The sequence below is a fragment of the Acetobacterium wieringae genome (assembly GCF_023700225.1).
GTDB classification, from domain to species: Bacteria; Bacillota; Clostridia; order Eubacteriales; family Eubacteriaceae; genus Acetobacterium; species Acetobacterium wieringae.
In genome coordinates, this window is sequence record NZ_CP097897.1 from 1,646,945 (window position 1) to 1,665,678 (window position 18,734).

The window sequence follows — 18,734 nt, forward strand, 5'->3', positions numbered from 1 at the left end:
TTAAGCGTGGGTACCGATTTTTTTATCCATGCCGGAAATATGTTTGGTCAGCCAGTCAACCACCATCTGGTTAGCGCCAATGATCACGGCGATATTACCGCCGGATTTGTCATATTCGGCCTTGAGTTTGGTCAGTTCATTGACAAAAGCTTTGTGCGCCGCCTGCTGTTCAGCCAGGCCCGGATAGTTGATACTTTTCATATACGCTTCTTCATCGCTGAAATGCTGTTTAGTGTAGCTATCCAGAAAAGAAAGGAGTTCACCAATTTTTTCTTTAGTTTTGCCAGTTTTACCGGCTTCAAAAAGTTCATCGGCCATTTTGAATAATTGTTGATGTTGGGCATCAATGCTGTTCACCCCAACTGATAAATCGTTTGTCCATACAATTGCCATCGTAAACCCTCCTGGTGTAAAAATGTTGTGTGATATATCATGAGTGTCGATAAAAGTCGACATGATAAAATTATAACCCGTATTGCTGGCTAAATCAAGAGTCATTCTAAATAAAAAAACAACGCCGCAATCCTGGGGGAGTGACAGCGTTGTTTTATTAAGACTACCGCCTTACCGCCACGTGTTTGATACGGATGCGGTTGGTGTGGGTATTAAGCGGGGATTACGATTTTAATACTTGTCATTGTCCCAATCATCCAGCTCAATCCGGGGTTCAGGGACGGGGGCTGGTTCCGGTTCAAAGACCGGTTGGGTTGGGGCAGTGTGGCTGCCACTGTTCTTGATGGTAAAGGCGCCCACCATCTGTTTTAGCATTTCGGCCTGGCCGGACAGTTCTTCACTGGCGGCGGCGCTTTGCTCAGCGGTGGCGGAGTTGGTTTGAACCACCTGGGAGACCTGTTCGATGCCTTTGGTAATCTGGGCGATTTCCGAGGCCTGATCGTTTGACGCCCGGGCGATGTTGCCCACCAGGGAGGTGACTTTCTCAATCGCCGAAAGAATCTCGGTCAGACTTTCGGCGGTTTCATCGGCAATTTTTGAACCGATGGCCACCTTGTCGATGGAGCCTTCAATCAGGCCGGTGGTTTCTTTGGCGGCTTCGGCTGACCGGGCGACCAGGGTTCGTACTTCTTCGGCGACGACGGCAAAGCCTTTGCCGTGTTGTCCGGCCCGGGCGGCTTCAACGGCCGCATTGAGCGCCAGAATATTGGTCTGGAAGGCGATGTCATCAATGACCTTGATAATTTTGGAAATGCTCTGGGAGGAGCTGTTGATATCGACCATCGCCGTGACCATGTTGTTCATCCGGACATTGCCAATTTCAGCGTTGTTGCGGACCTCAATGGAGCGCTGGTTGGCTTCATTGGCCCGGATCGCATTCTGTTTGGTTTCCTGGGCGATTTCGTCGATGGAAGCGGTCAGCTCCTGAATCGCCGAGGCCTGTTCCGTGGCTCCCTGGGCCATCGCCTGACCGCCATCCGAAATCTGCCGGGCGCCACTTTCGACCTGACCGGCGGCATTGTTAATGTCGGCCATGGTGGAACTGAGGTTTTCGGTAATTTCATTAAGCGCCGTTTTAATGGCCTCAAAATCGCCCAGATAGTGGCGGGTTATTTCCTGATTGAGGTTACCTCGGCCAAGTTCTTGCAGCGTTTGGGTTATCTCTTCCACATATTCCTTCAGGAAGGTAATGGTCTGGTTCATATCCTCTTTAATCTGGCCGTGCTGGCCCTTAAAGTCACCCTGCATTTGGGTATGGAGATTCCCCTGGGCCAGTTCCCGGAGGGTGGCTGAAGCGGCCTTGATCGGCTCGATCACCACATCCAGGGTCTGATTAAAGCCTTCGACGACCTTGGCGTATTCACCCTGGAATTTGGTCGCATCCCCCCGGTTATCAAGATCACCGGCGACCGCCATTCGGGTCATGGTCTGGGTTTCGGCGACCAGCAGGGCAATGCTTTCAATCATTAAAATAAAGCTGGGCACCAGGGTGTCGTTGTCGCTGCGTTGGCCGATGGCTTTTAGGCCATCGAGATCGCATAAATTTCCGGCCGCGATGTTGTTGGCAATTTCGACAATATGGACCATCTGTGCGTGAACGCCATTGATGGATTCCCCGATTTCCTGATAAATTCCCTGATAGTGACCGTCAATTTTCTGGGACAGATCATTGGCACAAAGCAGCGCCAGCACTTGATTCCCTTCGGTCAGGGCCCCCAGACCCTCGATACAGGCGTTGATATTGGTTTTTAAGGTATTGAAATCGCCTTTGTATTCGGTGGTGATGGGCGGCGGGATGACCCCGTTGCCAATCCGTTCGATGGCTTTGCTGGCTACCTTCAGGGGTTTGACAAAGGTGTTGATCATGTTGTTGAGGCTGATAATCATATCCTTGAAGGCACCGTTGTAGATGGTGGTATTGCCGCGGTAATTCAGTTGTCCATCCTGGGCAGCCGCACCGATTTTTTTGATGTCATCGCTGACCGCATTCATTGCAGCAACCATATCAAGCAGGGCATAGGCCAGCACATCCTTGTCGGACTGGGGTACAATGGCCACTGCAAAGTCACCTTTTGCTAAACGTTGGGCCGCTTCGGCCTGTTCCCGGCGACTCTCAATGATGGTCGCAAAGGAATCCATCAGGGCGCCAATTTCGTCTTCGCTGCTCGCTGTGATTTCCAGATCCACATCTCCCAGGGCCATCTGATCGGCCAGGCCGGTTAAATCGACAATCGGTTTGGTAATCCGTTTGGCCAGATACCAGGCGGCGGCACCACCCAGCGCCAGCACCAGCAGTGAAATTAATATGGTGATGGTTCGTAAATGGTTCATCGGCGCCAGGACATCACTTTCGTACTGAGCGATGATCAGGTTCCAGTTGGTACCGGGAATCGGAGCGGTGGCCCCGATTTTTTTGTCGCCGTTTAAGGTGTAGTTAAGCATTCCGGATTGTCCGGCGCCCAGTTCCATAAAGGCCCGGCCGAAATCCTTCCAGATGCCGTCATTTTCCATATCGGCAAAAACGTTGGTTTGTTCCAGAATGACAGCATCATCGGGGTGAGCCATAAAGCCGCCCTCGGCACTGACCACAAAGCCGTACTGACGCTCGCCGTCACCCATGGCATTGGTGGTGTCTTTTAAAAAGGTGGGATCCCGACGACCCACCAGCAGGCCGACGACCTGGCCGTTGCTTTTGATTGGGGCCACATCAAAGACCACCGGTTTTAAGGTCACCTTGCTGATGGCCACATCCGAAACAGCGGTCTCGCCTTTAAAGCCGTTTTCATACCAGTACTGTCCGGCGGCATCAAATTCGCCGCCACCAGCCAGATACTTGGCATGGCCGTCTAAATTCATCACGGCAATGTCTTCATAACCCAGGGCTGTCACATCAGCAGCCAGGGCCGCAACCTGGGTATTATAATCCATTGAAGCAATACCACTGCGTTTACTGACCTCATTGAGGGTTTCCAGATTCCCGGCAATAATGGCCGCAACGTGGGAAGCCCCCTCATCGGTGTACTTCTGGGCGTCGGCATTGGCCTGTTCCAGCAGAGCCGCTGAGCCCATGGAGTACGACAAGACACCCAGGGCGATGACAGCCACCGCCAGAATCGCCAGCGTGAAACCCAACAGTCTGGTGGACAGGTGTTTTTTAATCACCCGTCGTTCCCGCAGCCCCGTCAGCCCTGTTAGGGGAGCCGGGTTGTTATCCAGCAGAATTTTTTCTTCGTTCATCTTTTTCCTCTTTTCTTTTTTTTTTGCTTGGCCAGTTTTTAGGGCAGTCACAAGTCCAACCCAGAGGATCGTCACACAACTTGCATGACCGCTGTGATTTACAAAGGACAGGTTTTTTAAATAGTTTGTGAAAAATGATAAAAAATGATTGCCGGAATCCTTAGCGAATCACGAATCATTTCTAAAAACTGTGCAAAAGCCGTATCTATTATATCGATTTTGCCTCGCAATTACCAGCAAAATTGGCTAATGCAGACAATATTTATTTAAGGCCCTGTGTGCTTGTCATATTGACGATTTTGTCACAATCACAAAATATTACACTTGTCAGTCCATCGTAAAACGATTATGATGGGTGAAGAAAATATGAATAATAGAAGAGTTAATTGAATGTAACTCTTTAAGAAAAAATAATAAAGTCGAAATAGGCAACCTTGCCTGTTTCCGGGAGGTCTTATGTCATTACTGAGTCAGAGAATCGGCGAATTAATCAGTGAAAGCGGTGAAACCGTTTTGGCACTGGCAGAAATGGGAAATATCAATCGTACTACCCTGCAGCGGGTCAAGTCGGGCGAACGCTTGCCGACTCGGGCGATGCTAAAAAAGCTGATTCGGGTGTTGCGGCTTTCGCCGACAGAGGCCGCTGAACTGGAAAAGCTCTGGGCGATCGCTCAGGTGGGCGAAGGGATCTATGCCAACCGCCAGAAGATTGTTGAGCTGATCGAAACCATTTCCGAATTAACTGAATACAAAATTCCCTATTCCAAAGAGCTTAAGTCTCGGGATGATAAAAAAGACCCAGATGAGCAGCCCCCGGCCATGCAAATTGTTTGCGGTGAAAAACAGGTGCTGAGTCTGATTGAGAAAAGCATTGATCAGGAATTAAGCAAGCAGGTTAAGCCAACCATAAAACTGACCATTCCCTATACCTTTTCGGCGGTTTATGATTATCTTTTTATGCAGTTGCTGGGCAACAAAAAAACACTCGATCTAGCGGATGTTCTGTGCCTGCGCCGAGAAGCGGGGGACACTGCTGCCGACCCGATGCTGGGGGCGCTAAAACACCTGATCGCCCTGACACTGCTGGACAACGTCAATTATTCATCCTACAGCTATACGCTTGAGACAAACACGGGTGTCAGTGGCCCGGAAATGAGTGCCCTGTTTCCTTATTTTATCATAACATCCACCGTAGTCATCACCATTTCCCGGGATTTAAGTCAGGCGGTGCGCTATCACGATCCGGCCTTTGTGCGTCTCTACAGCGACTGTTTTGCAGAAATTTTGGCCTCGACCCGGCCCTTCATTCTGGAAAGCAATAATCTCTTTGCGGTTTTTGACCTGGATCGAAAATTTAAGGTAGAAATGGTAGTTGAACCGTTGCCATGTATTGCCTATTACACCGATCGAGATCTGCTCGAAGCCAAGCTGAATAAAGACTTTCCTTATTATGAACCCTTGCTGGATGCAGTTGACCGCTATTTTAATTACTTCCGGCAGGTCAGCACGGGGATGCTGAATGTTTTTTCATTAAAAAACTTAAGGCAGTTTATGGATGATGGCAATCTGGTTTTCCCGGAAGAAATTTATCATCGGCTAACCCCATCAGAACGCCTGATGATTCTACAGCAGGTTCGTGATGATCTTTTTTTTGAGCGTCGGCGGCTCTTTGCCGTGGATGATCAAAAACTCTTCTTAAACCAGGCGGTGGAGTTTATCTATGAGAGCTGCGATTGTCTGCGACTGGTGCTACACTATCGTATTGCTGGCCGGATCGTTTATAAAACCATCGAACTCCGGGAAGCTTTGGTCATTGCCGCATTTAAAGAGTTTTTTCTCAGTCTGCCAGACAGCGATTATGTGCTGCCCACTGAGACGACCCTGGCACAACTAGATGCTCTGCTGGCCGAATATGCCCCGGCGGCCGATCCCAATTTAACAAAGCCGCTTGTGATAGTGGCGCAAACCGGGGTATAATAAAGACAAACGGAGCGCAAAGCTCACGGCAGTTTTGTAATGACCTATTTATAAATCCAAACAAGGAGGTAAGCATATGGGCGGCATCCTCTTTCTCTTTCTCGTAGGCATTGCTGGCATTATCCTCTGGCTTTATCTGTCATCCCGGCAAAAAAAAGAGCGTCAGGACCAAAAGCCACAGGTCAAAGTTCCCTGCCGGGACGGCTATATCATCGGTTATTATCAGGGCAACCGCCTAATCGGCCAGCGTTATGTAAACAATTCGCTGGCCTCAACCGGGGTTTTTGTCAATACCATTCAGGTTGGTCCCGGCAAAGAATATTATCCCAATGGTCTCCTTAAATACGAAGGCAACTTTGTCAATGGTCTGGCCTCCGGTCAGGGGAAACTCTACGAAGAAAATGGCAAGCTTAAATACATCGGGAGCTTTGCCAATGGCTACGCCTCAGGTCAGGGACGCATCTTTGACGCTAGTGGCAAACTAAAATGCGAGGGCAATTTTGCCCGGCTGTCTACGAATCAGGAAAACATCAAAGATCCGTCAGTACCCACCGGCCATTGCAAAGAATATTACGATAATGGCCAGCTAAAGTATGAGGGCGAATTTTTAAGCGGTGTCTGGCATGGGGAAGGGCGTTCCTATGATCGCAGCGGCCGACTGGTGCATAAAGGTAAATTTCGCAACGGTAAAGCAGTTGGCTGACAATTGATCGGCAGGTGTCGGCTTATTTAGTTGATGTCAATCGTTTTCACTTGTTAATTGGTCAGGATGATGCTATCATTGAGACAAGAGGTTTTAAAAATTCGGGTATCAGATGACTGACCTGACACCGTTTAAGGGGGAGCGCAGATGTTTATTGCCAGACAACCGATTTTTAACGTGGATCTGGACGTTTATGGATATGAACTGTTGTTTCGGCTCAACAGCCAGTCCAGTCAGTTTGGTGGAATTTCCTCGCAGGGAGCCACCGCAGCGGTGCTCACCGGACTCTATGAAGCGGGAATCGAAAACATCATTGAGAATAAACGGGCCTTTATTAATTTTGACGAAATTTTCATCCATTCCGATGCCCTGGAATTAATTAAACCGGATCAGATGGTGGTGGAAATGCTGGAAAAAATAAAAATTGATGACAGCCTAATCGAACGGATCCGATCAATCAGGGAAAAGGGCTACCAGATTGCCCTGGACGATTTTGAAGAAGCCTTCAAAAGCTACCCGCTGAGTCCCCTGGCCGACATTATCAAGTATGATCTGATGGCCACTCCTCTGGCAACGGTTGCCAGAGATGCCGCCGCTGCGCTGGCTCAGGGCAAGGTGTTACTAGCCGAAAAAGTCGAAACCCGGGATGAGTTTTTACAGGCTTGTGATATGGGCTTTACCCTCTTTCAGGGTTATTTTTTCAGCAAACCTGTGATTGCTGGTCAGTCGGTTAATAAATCGCCGACCAAGTTTCAGTATTTCAGATTGATTGAGGAACTTAAAAAAGAAGACCCTTCCTATGATGCCCTGGCTGAGCTGATTCAACAGGATGTCACCTTGGCCTATCGGGTCATGCGGATGGCCAGTGTCCGATCCAATCACGATCTGGTCAGTTCGATCCGCTATGCGCTGACCTACATGGGCCTTAACGAAATTGAGCGCTGGTTCAATATTCTGATGCTTCAGGATCTGGGCCAGGAAAAACCCGCAGAGTTGATGAAAATCGCGCTGATTCGGAGCCGTTTTGCCCAAACCCTGGCCAAGCGGGCGCTGATGACCTACAACGCCCAGCATGGGGCGGCAATGATGGGGTTGTTTAGCGTCCTCGATGGGATTCTCGACCAGACCATGGATGAAGCACTGGCGGGCATTGCCTTGCCACCGGCCATTCCCGACGCACTGATAAAGGGTGAGGGGGTGCTGTACCCGATTTACCAACTGATGCTGGCCTATGAAAAAGGTGACTGGGCAACCACCCTGAAACGATCGCAGGAGCTAAAAATCGAGGAGTACATTTTGTATCACGATTACCGGGAAGCGATTGCCTGGGCCAATGAAATCATTTTAAACATCGCCTGAAAAATCTTAAGTAGATAACCGATTCAATAAAACATGGCCAGCTGCAGTTGCGCCATTTTTTTGTTGCAATAATTGGCAGCAGATAGAAAACATGTGCAAAAAAATAACAGCCTGGGGGTGTGAAAATTCTTGTTTTTGATGAAACATAGTGTTACAATAAACATATTGAACAGGAACGGACATTTATAATTTTACACCAGTATAAAGAGACCCAGGAGGCCATATGTTTATTGCCAGACAACCGATTTTCAACGCTCAGCTGGACGTGTACGGGTATGAGCTTTTATTTCGGCTTCACAACCACTCGACGCATTTTGGCGGCATGTCGTCCCAGGGGGCAACAGCCATGGTCATCACCGGTCTGTTTGAATCGGGACTGGAAAACCTCGTTGAAGATAAGTTTGCCTTTATTAACTTTGATGAAATATTTATTCATTCCGAAGCTGTGGAGCTGATTGACCCCGAGCGGATGATTGTGGAAATGCTGGAAAACATTGAAGTCAGCCGCAATCTGGTTGAGCGGCTTACGGCTATCAAAGACAAAGGCTACAGCATCGCTCTGGATGATTTTGCCCAGACTTATCAGACCTACCCCCTGACGCCATTGGCGGATATTATCAAGTATGACCTGATGGTCACGCCGCTTGATACCATTACCGATGATGTTCTGGCGGGTCTGGCTCAGGGGAAAACACTGTTGGCTGAAAAGGTGGAGACCCGGGATGAATTTCTAAAAGCGAAGGATTTGGGGTTTACCCTCTTTCAGGGCTTTTTTTTCAGCAAACCGCACATTGCCGGCCGTACCTTCCGGGCCACCCCCTCGCAACTGCAGTATCTGCAGCTGATGACTGAAATAAATGCGGATGAACCCTCCTTTGATCGATTGGCCCAGTTGATCGAACAGGATGTGACCCTGACCTATCGGTTGCTCCGACTGGCCAGTTTTCGGGCTGGCAGTGAATCGATTTGCTCCATCAAGTTTGCCCTAAGCTATATTGGCCTGCGTGAATTTGAACGCTGGATCAGTATTTTAATGATTCATGAAGTCAGTAAAGATAAACCCACCGAACTGATCAAACTATCGCTGATTCGTACCCGCTTTGCCGAGTCACTGGCGAAACGCTCGGGAATGCATGAATGGGAACATGATGCCGCTCTGATGGGACTGTTTAGCGTTTTGGATGCGATTCTTGATCAACCAATGGATGTGGTCTTGGCGGGGATCGCCTTGCCGCAAGCGATTTTAGAGGCCCTGATCAACCAGCAGGGCGTTCTTTTTCCGATTCAGGCCTTGATGGTGGCCTATGAAAAGGGCGAATGGTGTCTGGTCGAAGAATTGGCTCAATTCTTAAAAATAGAGGATTACCACATTTATCACGACTACCGGGAAGCGATTGCCTGGGCGAGTCGCATTGTTTGCAATATTGCCTAGATAAGTGAATTACATAAAAATAAATAAAAAAGAGTACTCACCCGATATGTGGTGTGAGTACTCTTTTTTTATGATCGGTCGCAACCCGATCGTTTAACCATTTTGGATCCGACAAGATTTATAAAAGGGCAAAATATTCTGGCACACAAAATGCCACATCTTGCAATTGGCTCCAACACGGCTATAATAAGAGTGAGAGAGACAAAAAATACAGAAACTGGAGTAGCCGATGACACGTTTTAGTAAAAAAATCGAAGAATTAATTGACGAAAGTGGCGAAACCGTACAATCCCTGGCGGAGATGGGGAAAATCAATCGCACCACGTTGCAGCGGATAAAATCTGGTGAGCGGCTGCCTACTCCTAAAGTTTTTGAATGCTTATGTAAAGCGTTGCGTCTGTCAACGACTGAAATCGAAGAATTGCAGGCCTTGCAAGAAATTACCCAGGTCGGCGAACGGTGTTACTATAATCGTCAAAAAATTGTGGAGCTGATGGCCGTCATCTTTGAACTCACCAGCTATCACATTCCTTTTTCAAAAGAATTAAAAGCTCCGGATTGCGCATTAGTCGGCTCCGGGGAACAAGCAAAAATTCAGATTGTGACTGGATTAGAAGCCGTCCAGAGCGTTATCGAAAACAGCATCGATCGGGAGCTTTTCTGCCAGGAGGAGCCGCATCTGAAACTTTCGATTCCCAGTCATTTTGAACGGGTTTATGCGCATATATTTCAGCAAATGCTGGGAAATGCAAAATACCTGGTTTTGCAGGATGTTCAGTGTTTTCCGGAAGTCAGTGACGAAAGCCTTGCTGATCCGGGCCTTGGTACCCTTAAAACTCTGATAGGTCTGTCGTTGCTTGATAATATTACTTATCACTCCCACTATTATTATCAGGCAGTTGGGAAGAGTCAGGAAATCAATGTGCTGTTTCCCTATTTTATGCTCACATCGGAGGAAGTCATTGTGATTTCCCGGGATTTTTGTCGGGCCATCCGCTATCGCGATTCAGAGCTTTATGATCTCTACCAGAAGGGTTTTGTTACCATCCTTTTGCAGTCCGAGCCCTTTATTGAAGAAAGTCGGGATCTTTTTGCCATCTACTCCTTGGATACGACCTATCGGATCCGTCAGGTTATTGAACCGCTGCCCTGCTTTGCCTACTACGCCACTCACGAGATGGTAGCCGACAAGGTTCGCCGGGAATTGCCCTTCTATGATGATCTGGTATCGGCCACCAATCGCTTTTACGATTATTTTAAAGCGGAAAACCGTGCCATGATCAATGTCTTTTCATTAAACAATCTGGAAACCTTTATGGATACGGGCAATATGTATTTTCCGGAGGAAGTGTGTCATCCCTTTACGCCAGCCGAACGCCTGATGCTGACCAAACAGGTGCGCCAGGATATTGCCGCTGATGCCCGCAAAACCTACGCCTTCGATGAAAAAAAGATTGTCCTTAATTCAGCAGTTGAATTTGTAAATGAAGCAACTCTGGTGCATCTGATCCTGCATTATCAAAAAGCCGATCAGCAGATTTTTAAGACGATTAAATTAAAAGAAGCAAAAATTGTGGCCGCCTTTGACGATTTTTTCTCAAGTCTGCCGGGCAGTCCCTATGTGTTACCCAAAGAAGACACCCTGGCTGCCATGGATCAGCTGATCTTGCGCTATGAAGCCCAGGCATAGTGTTATAAAAAGCACCCGCAAAATTGCGAGTGCTTTTTTAAGTGCCAGTAAGCAATAAAGATCTAGGAAATCGCCCGCATGATGATAAAGGTCGAATAACCGACATAGCCCAGCATCATGACGGCCCCTTCCCAGCGGCTGATTTTCTTGGAGGTGTACATCATCGGAACGACGATAATCATGGCCGCCAGCAAAATCCACAGATCGGCATAGTTTTCGGTGGCGATTTCAATTGGGAAGATAACCCCGGAAACCCCCATAACAAAGAGGACATTAAAGATATTAGAACCGACAATATTACCAACAGCAATATCGTTTTCGCCCTTCTTAGCTGCTACTACTGAGGTGATCAGCTCCGGCAGGGAGGTGCCGATGGCAACGATGGTTAAACCAATCACGGTTTCAGACATGCCCAGGATGGTGGCAATTTCGATGGCCGCATTAACCACCAGATCGGCGCCAAAAACCACGGCGACCAGACCGCCGATGGTAAAGAGAATACTCTTGGGAACTGGCAGCACAAGTATTTCGCCCTCAGATTCTTCTTTGCCCAGGATGGCAATTTCCACCATCGAATACAGATAGATGGCAAAAAAGAGCAGTAGAATCCAGCCCTCCGAACGGGAAACCACGCTGATCGGGTCACCGTTGATCAGCCCGTCCATCACCATCAGCATTAAGGCAACGGTGGTCAGGATGGCAAAAGGCATCTCTTTAAAAATCGTTTTTGATTTGATGCTGATGGGGGAAATAAAGGCTGAGATACCCAGAATAAAGAGGATGTTGACAATATTGGAACCCACCACATTCCCAAAAACAATCCCATTGGCCTGATTCAGGGATCCGGACACACTGACTGCCAGTTCCGGGGCGCTGGTGCCAAAAGCCACCAGGGTCAAACCGATGACCATACTGGGGATGTTAAAGCGCTTGGCAATGGAAGACGAACCCTCCACAAAAAAATCGGCACCCTTAACTAATAATACGAGGCCGATGATTAAAAAAATAATACTCACAAGAAATCCTCCCTCTAAAAATTACAGATTGCAGAACTGACTATCAAGTTGTCTGCAACAAGGCAGAAATGAACGAAAATAAAGCTCCATTTATGACCCTTATAACAATAACAGCAGATTTGCATCAGGTCAATTTTATTTTACAGAAATTTGTAAAAAATTTACCCGAAACCGTTTAAATCGTAAAAATAAGGCTATACAATGTAACAGAGTGTCATGGTGCTGTAAAATTGATTAAAACGGAGATCCCGGTGCAATCCCAAGTATTCTTTAGCAAAGGGTGCACCTAAACGAAAAAGGAGTGTAGAAATGCAGGTACAACCCTATATTAGTTTTAATGGAAATTGTCAGGAAGCTGTGGAATTCTATGCCGACGTTTTTGGCACTGATCAGGCTGAAATTATATTATTTGATGAAACCCTGCCCGAACCGGGCAATCCTGATCCGGCAGAAAAAGTGACTATTCGTGCGGATCTTGAGACCGATGAACTACGGGTGTCGCTCTCGGATATACCCTCAAAATCACCTGACAATCAAAAAGAAAAGATGACCCTGGTCATTTTCAGTGACGACCTGGATGAGATCAAAGGCCTTTATTATAAATTAAAAGATGGTGGAACCGTCGAAACCGAACTGCAGGAAACCTTCTGGAGCAAGGTTTATGGTTCGCTGGTCGATAAATTTGGGGTAAATTGGCAGTTAAATTATGATGACGGCAGAATGCGTCAAGTGGTATAATGGTGGTAATCTTTGACTAACTTTTCACCATTTGATGAGCGCAACAATTTTTCCATCACGGTGAAAGGCACACGGTATCAATCGTACCGTGTGTTCTTTATGCCAGCGCCAGATAATTTCAGGTTTGACACCAGCCTAACCCGAGAGTATATCAGTGGCATGGTTTACACAAACGCAGTCAGAAGATCGATGCATAAGGGGGAACCATGGAAGTAAAAAAGATATTACCACTGAGTCTGGCCAGTCTCGATGAAGCCAACGTCTTTGTTTCGGAGCTCTTGCAAAAATACAAGTGCCCCAAAACCGATAACATGAAAGCGCAGCTTTTTGTGGAAGAAGCCATTGTTTACTGGAGTGAGCGGGCAAGCGATCAGGCGCATTTTGAGTTGTCGATTCAGAAGCGCTTTAAAACCATTAGCCTAACGCTGAATTACTGGGGTAATCCGGAAAATCCGCTGACCCTGCCGGAAACACCGGAGGGAGAAGCAGTTGACTACAATCGGATCGGACAGAATATCTTAATTGGACTGTCATCGGTAACCTATTCTTACGAAAAGGGCTGTAATAACGTTTCTTATACGCTAAAACAAAAACCATTAAACCCGGCATTGACAACAGCCATCGCCCTGCTTGGTGCGATTCTGACCGGATTTTTCATCCAGATGATGGCGCCTGAGCTGGGCAAGCAAGTGGGTATCGGGATTCTTTCTCCGATTAGCAGTACATTTTTTGGTTTTCTCAACGCCATTGTAATACCGGTGCTGTTTTTTTCCGCCATCGGCAGTATTGTCAATATGGATAACCTGGCCCAAATGAAACGGATTTTCCGCCTGCTGCTGACCTGGTCGATGGCAGTAATTCTTCTGGCTTCAGCGGTTTCTTTGGGAATGGCTCAGATTTTTCTGCTGGGCAACACCGGGTCAGCCAGTCAGGCTGGTCAGGGGGATCTGTGGAACCAGATTGGGGAGATGGTCTTCGGGATTATTCCAGCCAATATTATTCAGCCGTTTATCGATGGCAATACCCTGCAAATCATGTTTCTGGCCATTATTGGTGGCATTGTGATGTTGACCTTAAAGGGCCGCTTTCCGCAAATTACCCGGATTATTACCGAAGCCAATCTGATTTTTTCAACCATCCTGGACGCCGTCTGTGCCCTGATGCCGGTGGTGGTTTTTATCAGTATTTTGAATATGATGATTTCCGGGGAAGGGGCGGCGCTACTGGGAGCCGTTTGGCTGATTGTATTGTTGCTGATTGCTTTTCTGATTATTAATGTGTTCATGCTGTTGAGTGTAGCCGTTTATGAAAAAATAAGCCCTGTGACGTATTTAAAAACAGCAGCACCATTTCTGCTGATTGCCTTCTCAACCGCCAGTTCCAGCGCCACCTTTGTCAGTCATACCGCAACGGCAATTGGCAAGCAGAAAATCCGGGACTACGTCGTCAATTTTTCGATTCCGGTAGGGGTTTTGTTTAACAAGCAGGACGCCATTCCGATGCTGTTATTGACATCCTTGTTTATTGGTAATATTTATGGAATCGGCTTTTCATTGCCGGATACGATTCCGGTCGTGATTCTGTGTATGATTCTTTCGGTGGCGGTGCCACCTTCGCCGGGGATGGGGGCTTTTCTTTTCACCATCGTTTTCAACCTTCTGGGGATTCCTTTGGAAGGGCTGGCACTGGCCGTAACCATCGCCATCTTTCTGGACTATCCGGCCACCACCGGCAACGTCATGACAACCAATATCGGAATGATTCACACGGAACACCGGCTCCGTGCCAGCGAACTAAAAAAGCGCCCGATTTAGGGGCGCTTTTTTGATGGCTTAGGCCAGTCCGTCTTCCATTGCCATGGAAATCGGTTCGGTTTTGCTGGCCCGAAGTTTACGGTAGGTGACGGTATACATTGAAATGGCCAGGATAATTGAGACAACATCGGCCAGCGGTTGGGCCCAGATGATCCCCTGCAGACCAAACAGCGTGGAACCTACAATCAGAATCGGGACAAAGGCTAGACCCTGTCGGCAAATAGTCAGAATCAGCGAAGGGATGGCTTTGCCCAGCGACTGATAGACGGTGGTGACGATAAACTGGAGGCCCAGAAAGGGACTGACCAGCATTTGAATAATCAGCATGGTGGCACCAATGGTGATGACCTCCGGATCATTGATGAAGAAGGTAACAATCGGGGCGGCAAAAAGGATTGCGACGATCATGACCACAGTGCCCATGATCATTCCGACAACCCCGGTGAATTTAATGGCATCATTCATCCGTTTATAGTTCTGCTGGGCGTAATTGTAGCCGATAAAGGGCTGAATACCCATTGCCAGACCCAGTGCCAGCATGACCACAATGGAGAAGACCCGGCCAGAGACACCCAGGGCAGCAATGACGGTATCGCCATATGCGGAGGCAAAGCTGTTTAACATGATCATTGAAAAACTCATCAGAATGTTATTGACAGAGGCCGGAATCCCAATCGCAAAGGTATTTTTGGCGATGGCGCCTTCCATCCGGAAATCCTGGGGGGCGATGGAGAGCACATCACTGTGTTTAAAAATATAGTAGATAAAGTATAATACAGCGCAGGCATTTCCAATCACGGTGGCCCAGGCTGCTCCGGCCACGCCCATGCCCATGGAGAGAATCATAATCGGATCAAGAATGATGTTAACGATGGTTCCGATCATCATCCCGATCATCGATTCTTTGGCTGCGCCAACGGAGCGGACAATCTGGGCCAGTGAATTCTGCAGACTGATGGCGATGGCGCCATAAGCGACAATGGTCAGATAGTCCCGGGCAAAACCGATGGTGTTGGGGCTGGCACCGGCAATGGTCAGAATTGGATCCATAAAGACCAGAAACACCACCATTCCGATCAGGCCCAGGGCGATCGAGCCATAAAAGGCAAAGGAGGAGGTATGCTTGATATCCGCAATCCGGTGCTCCCCCAAGAGCCGGGAAATATAGGAGCAGCCGCCGATGCCAAAAATATTACCAAAGGCCATCAGCAGAAAAAAGATCGGCATGGTCAGGGTAACGGCGGCCACCTGGTTGGCATCACCGGTTTGACCGACAAAATAGGTATCGGCCATGTTGTAGACAATCGTCACCAGCATACTTAGCATGGTGGGAATGGCCAGGGTCATCACCGCCTTGGGGATGGGGTACTTTTCAAATAAATCGTTTTTCATAAAAATAATTCCTTTCTGTGAATCATTGGTTGGTAATGTTTTCTAAAATTTGATGCAGGAGCGACTCCAGCAGGTCGAGATGTTCAGGTGAGATGCCCCGGAGGGTCTCAGTTTCCAGACGGGTGATCTCGGTACAAACCAGCGACTCCAGTTCCAGACCCTTTTTTGTCAGCTCCAGATAATTAATCCGGCGATCCAAAGGATCGGGTCGGCGCTGGATAAAATCTTTTTCCACCAGCCGCTTGACGATCCCGGTAACGGTGGGACCTTTGAGGCGAAAAGCTTCTTCAATCATCTTCTGGTTGATTGCCTGACCCTGATGGTGTAGCAAAAACATAATCACCGAAAATTGGGACGAGGTCAGATCCCATTGTTTTAACGAATGATTGAAGCGCATTTCCATAATGTTATTCAATTGTTTAACAAAGCCACCAAAATTAAATTGATCTGTTTTCATCACGTCTCCATTACTTAGCATGCTATCTATTTTATCGGAAGAAATTTTAATTGTCAAGTCAACATTTTAACGAATCGTTTGCACAAAATAGCAGATGTTTAAAATTAAGAATCGATATCGATAAAATAGATCTGCTGCCAATTAAAGCACCTTGACAAGATCCCGGGTTAACGTGGTAAAATAAGGAAATTAAATCAATTTACGATTGCCGCAAAACAGGTGGGTTAGTAATTGAGAAGCGTGAAGTGGAGGGCATCATAATTGGCTGGAAAATATGAATTTTCCTGGGAGTTACTGGGAGATATTGGTGTAGGACGTCCAAATTTGGGGAATACCACCCGGGTTGAGGTGTATCGACTGATGCAATTTACCTTCAGAGACATCATCGAAAAACATGTTGGGGTTGAGGAAACCGATCAAATTTTTTATGAGGCTGGACAATTGGCTGGTAATGCCTTCTATCAGCATATGATTACGAAAACCTATGATCTCAATCATTTTGTTAGTCAGCTTAAAACGGTGCTGAAAGACCTGGGTATGGGTATTTTGCGGGTGGAAGAAGCGGATATGGAAAAAGGTGAACTGATTTTGACGGTTTCCGAAGATCTCGATTGCTCCGGCTTGCCGGAGGATAGTTACGAGATCTGTACCTATGATGAAGGGTTTATCTCGGCCCTGCTGGAAAATTTTTCTGGTAAACCTTTTGTTGTTAAAGAGATCGACTGCTGGTGCACTGGGGATCGCACTTGTCGTTTCCATGCCAAAGCAATCGAGCAATAAGACATAATTAGCCAGCTATAGCATGAAGGGAGCTGACAAAACAGCAATGATCAGTAAAGACGCACGATCCATTTTAGAATATTTTAAAGCCCTGTTAAATGACCTTCGAGTCAGCGTAATTCCCCCTGAAAACATCAGCAACGATGACTCTTTTTTAGAAATTGATCAAACCATCAAAACCATCAGGAATTCGGCAACAGCTCTTGGCAACGGAAATCTGTCTGAGGATATCAACGGCCGGGGTTACGTGCTGGGGTCTTTAAAAAACCTTCAGGCTTCGCTTAGGAATTTGACCTGGATCACCAAAACCATTGCGTCAGGCGACTTTTCTCAGCGGGTTCATTTTCTTGGCGATTTTTCCGAGGCCTTTAACAGCATGACCGAAAAACTGGAGTCGTCCATTCATGAACTGGAAGAAGCCCGTTCTCATTTCGAAATGGTGTTTCAGACTATTCCCGATGCCACCGTGATTACCAAAGTCGCCGATGGTACCCTGATTGCCTATAACCGGGCTTTTATGGAAGCCGCAAAATTTACCGATGCGGATTTAACCGTCGGTTCATTTAACATCCGTGATCTCTACATTGATGAAAGCCAACGGGAAACCTTTATCAAAACCCTTGAAGCCAATGGTTTTGTTGAGAATTTGGAGATCTGTTTTTATGGCAAGAATAATGAACGACATATTGGTCTGGTTTCATCGAAAAGAATCATCATTGACGGGGCTCCCCACGCTCTCAGCGTAATCCGGGATATCACTCAACTCAAGGCCATTGAAGCGAAACTGCAGCAGAGTGAAGAGCGCCACCGGTTGCTGGCAGACAATGCAGCAGATGTCATCTGGACCATGGATCTGACCGGGCGTTTCACCTACATTAGCCCTTCGGTGGAAAAACTCCGGGGCTATACGGTTGAAGAAGTCATGGCTCAGTCCCAGGAAGAAGTCTTATGTCCAGGATCACTGGTTCAGATGCATGAGGGGTTGGCTCGGGCCATTAATTCGGTTCAGAATGGTCTGCCTTTTCAAGTCTATCGCGGGGAATTGGAACAACCCTGCAAAGATGGCACCACGGTTTGGACTGAAGCGACTGTTTCCGGAATATACAGCGAAGATGGACGCTTTGTCGGGATGTTGGGGGTTACCCGGGATATCAGCGAACGAAAACTAATGGAGGAAGAAATAAGACGGCTGTCAATTACCGATAAGCTGACCCAGAGCTTCAACCGTTTAAAGCTGGATGAGACCCTGGAACATCACAACAAATGGGCCCAAAACGGCTCAGCTCCTTTTGCGATTATCATTCTGGATATTGACCACTTCAAACTTGTCAACGATACCTATGGCCATCAGGTCGGGGATCGGGTTTTAATCGAGCTGGTTGGACTCCTCAACGAAACGGTCCGGCATGGCGATGTGGTGGGGCGCTGGGGCGGCGAAGAGTTTTTGATTATTCTGCCGGATACTAGCCTGATGGACGCCGCCAGGTTGGCCGAACGGCTGCGCCAGGCAGTTGCTAACCATTCTTTTGCAACTGCGGGAGCGGTGACAATCAGTCTTGGGGTATCAGCTTACAAAAATGATACCGCTCCGGAGTCCATCGTTTCCCGGGCCGATAGGGCCCTCTATCTGGCCAAGGAAAAGGGCCGCAATCGTGTTGAAGTATGCTAGTTTTTTCGGAGGGGTCA

The 18,734-nt window shown here is 47.6% G+C and carries 14 protein-coding genes; 9 read left to right on the forward strand and 5 right to left on the reverse strand.

Annotated elements, in window-relative coordinates:
- Window positions 1–393, reverse strand: a complete 393-nt coding sequence (locus CHL1_RS08020) for a bacteriohemerythrin (RefSeq protein WP_148638256.1) — start codon at window positions 391–393, stop codon at window positions 1–3.
- Between the two features lie 231 nt (window positions 394–624).
- Window positions 625–3,690, reverse strand: coding sequence for a methyl-accepting chemotaxis protein (locus tag CHL1_RS08025; protein WP_250935941.1), 3,066 nt, complete (start codon window positions 3,688–3,690; stop codon window positions 625–627).
- Window positions 3,691–4,146: 456 nt separating this feature from the next.
- Here CHL1_RS08025 and CHL1_RS08030 point away from each other — a divergent pair, with 456 nt between their 5' ends.
- The 5 genes from CHL1_RS08030 (at window position 4,147) to CHL1_RS08050 (ending at window position 10,851) form a co-directional block, all read left to right on the forward strand.
- Window positions 4,147–5,667 carry a helix-turn-helix domain-containing protein gene (locus CHL1_RS08030; RefSeq protein ID WP_250935942.1) on the forward strand — a complete coding sequence of 507 codons (1,521 nt, stop codon included), beginning with the start codon at window positions 4,147–4,149 and terminating at the stop codon, window positions 5,665–5,667.
- 76 nt (window positions 5,668–5,743) lie between these two features.
- A complete protein-coding gene (locus tag CHL1_RS08035) occupies window positions 5,744–6,370 on the forward strand; it encodes a toxin-antitoxin system YwqK family antitoxin (RefSeq protein WP_070371477.1) in 627 nt (208 codons plus the stop codon).
- Window positions 6,371–6,517: 147 nt separating this feature from the next.
- The gene (locus CHL1_RS08040) at window positions 6,518–7,729 is read left to right on the forward strand and encodes an EAL and HDOD domain-containing protein (RefSeq protein ID WP_148638253.1); all 1,212 of its coding nucleotides are present in this window, start codon (window positions 6,518–6,520) and stop codon (window positions 7,727–7,729) included.
- A gap of 223 nt (window positions 7,730–7,952) precedes the next feature.
- The gene (locus tag CHL1_RS08045) at window positions 7,953–9,161 is read left to right on the forward strand and encodes an EAL and HDOD domain-containing protein (protein WP_070371475.1); all 1,209 of its coding nucleotides are present in this window, start codon (window positions 7,953–7,955) and stop codon (window positions 9,159–9,161) included.
- Between the two features lie 229 nt (window positions 9,162–9,390).
- A complete protein-coding gene (locus CHL1_RS08050) occupies window positions 9,391–10,851 on the forward strand; it encodes a helix-turn-helix domain-containing protein (RefSeq protein ID WP_148638252.1) in 1,461 nt (486 codons plus the stop codon).
- A gap of 62 nt (window positions 10,852–10,913) precedes the next feature.
- On the opposite strand, the gene CHL1_RS08055 is transcribed toward CHL1_RS08050, so the two are convergent.
- Entirely contained in the window at window positions 10,914–11,867 is a 954-nt protein-coding gene (locus tag CHL1_RS08055; RefSeq protein WP_250935944.1) for a calcium/sodium antiporter, read from the reverse strand.
- 309 nt (window positions 11,868–12,176) lie between these two features.
- Here CHL1_RS08055 and CHL1_RS08060 point away from each other — a divergent pair, with 309 nt between their 5' ends.
- Complete coding sequence (locus CHL1_RS08060; RefSeq protein WP_070371472.1) at window positions 12,177–12,605, forward strand: VOC family protein; 429 nt, start codon at window positions 12,177–12,179, stop codon at window positions 12,603–12,605.
- Between the two features lie 206 nt (window positions 12,606–12,811).
- Window positions 12,812–14,419 (forward strand): dicarboxylate/amino acid:cation symporter, encoded by a 1,608-nt coding sequence (locus CHL1_RS08065; protein ID WP_250935946.1) that lies wholly within the window; start codon window positions 12,812–12,814, stop codon window positions 14,417–14,419.
- Window positions 14,420–14,437: 18 nt separating this feature from the next.
- Here CHL1_RS08065 and CHL1_RS08070 read toward each other — a convergent pair whose 3' ends face one another.
- Window positions 14,438–15,811 carry an MATE family efflux transporter gene (locus CHL1_RS08070; RefSeq protein ID WP_250935956.1) on the reverse strand — a complete coding sequence of 458 codons (1,374 nt, stop codon included), beginning with the start codon at window positions 15,809–15,811 and terminating at the stop codon, window positions 14,438–14,440.
- Window positions 15,812–15,833: 22 nt separating this feature from the next.
- A complete protein-coding gene (locus CHL1_RS08075; protein ID WP_070371469.1) occupies window positions 15,834–16,268 on the reverse strand; it encodes a MarR family winged helix-turn-helix transcriptional regulator in 435 nt (144 codons plus the stop codon).
- A gap of 261 nt (window positions 16,269–16,529) precedes the next feature.
- Between CHL1_RS08075 and CHL1_RS08080 the strand changes: the two genes are divergently transcribed.
- Both CHL1_RS08080 and CHL1_RS08085 read left to right on the forward strand, forming a co-directional pair.
- Window positions 16,530–17,048 carry a V4R domain-containing protein gene (locus CHL1_RS08080; protein ID WP_250935958.1) on the forward strand — a complete coding sequence of 173 codons (519 nt, stop codon included), beginning with the start codon at window positions 16,530–16,532 and terminating at the stop codon, window positions 17,046–17,048.
- A 46-nt stretch (window positions 17,049–17,094) separates the two neighbouring features.
- A complete protein-coding gene (locus CHL1_RS08085; RefSeq protein ID WP_250935960.1) occupies window positions 17,095–18,717 on the forward strand; it encodes a sensor domain-containing diguanylate cyclase in 1,623 nt (540 codons plus the stop codon).
- The last annotated feature ends 17 nt before the right edge of the window (window positions 18,718–18,734 follow it).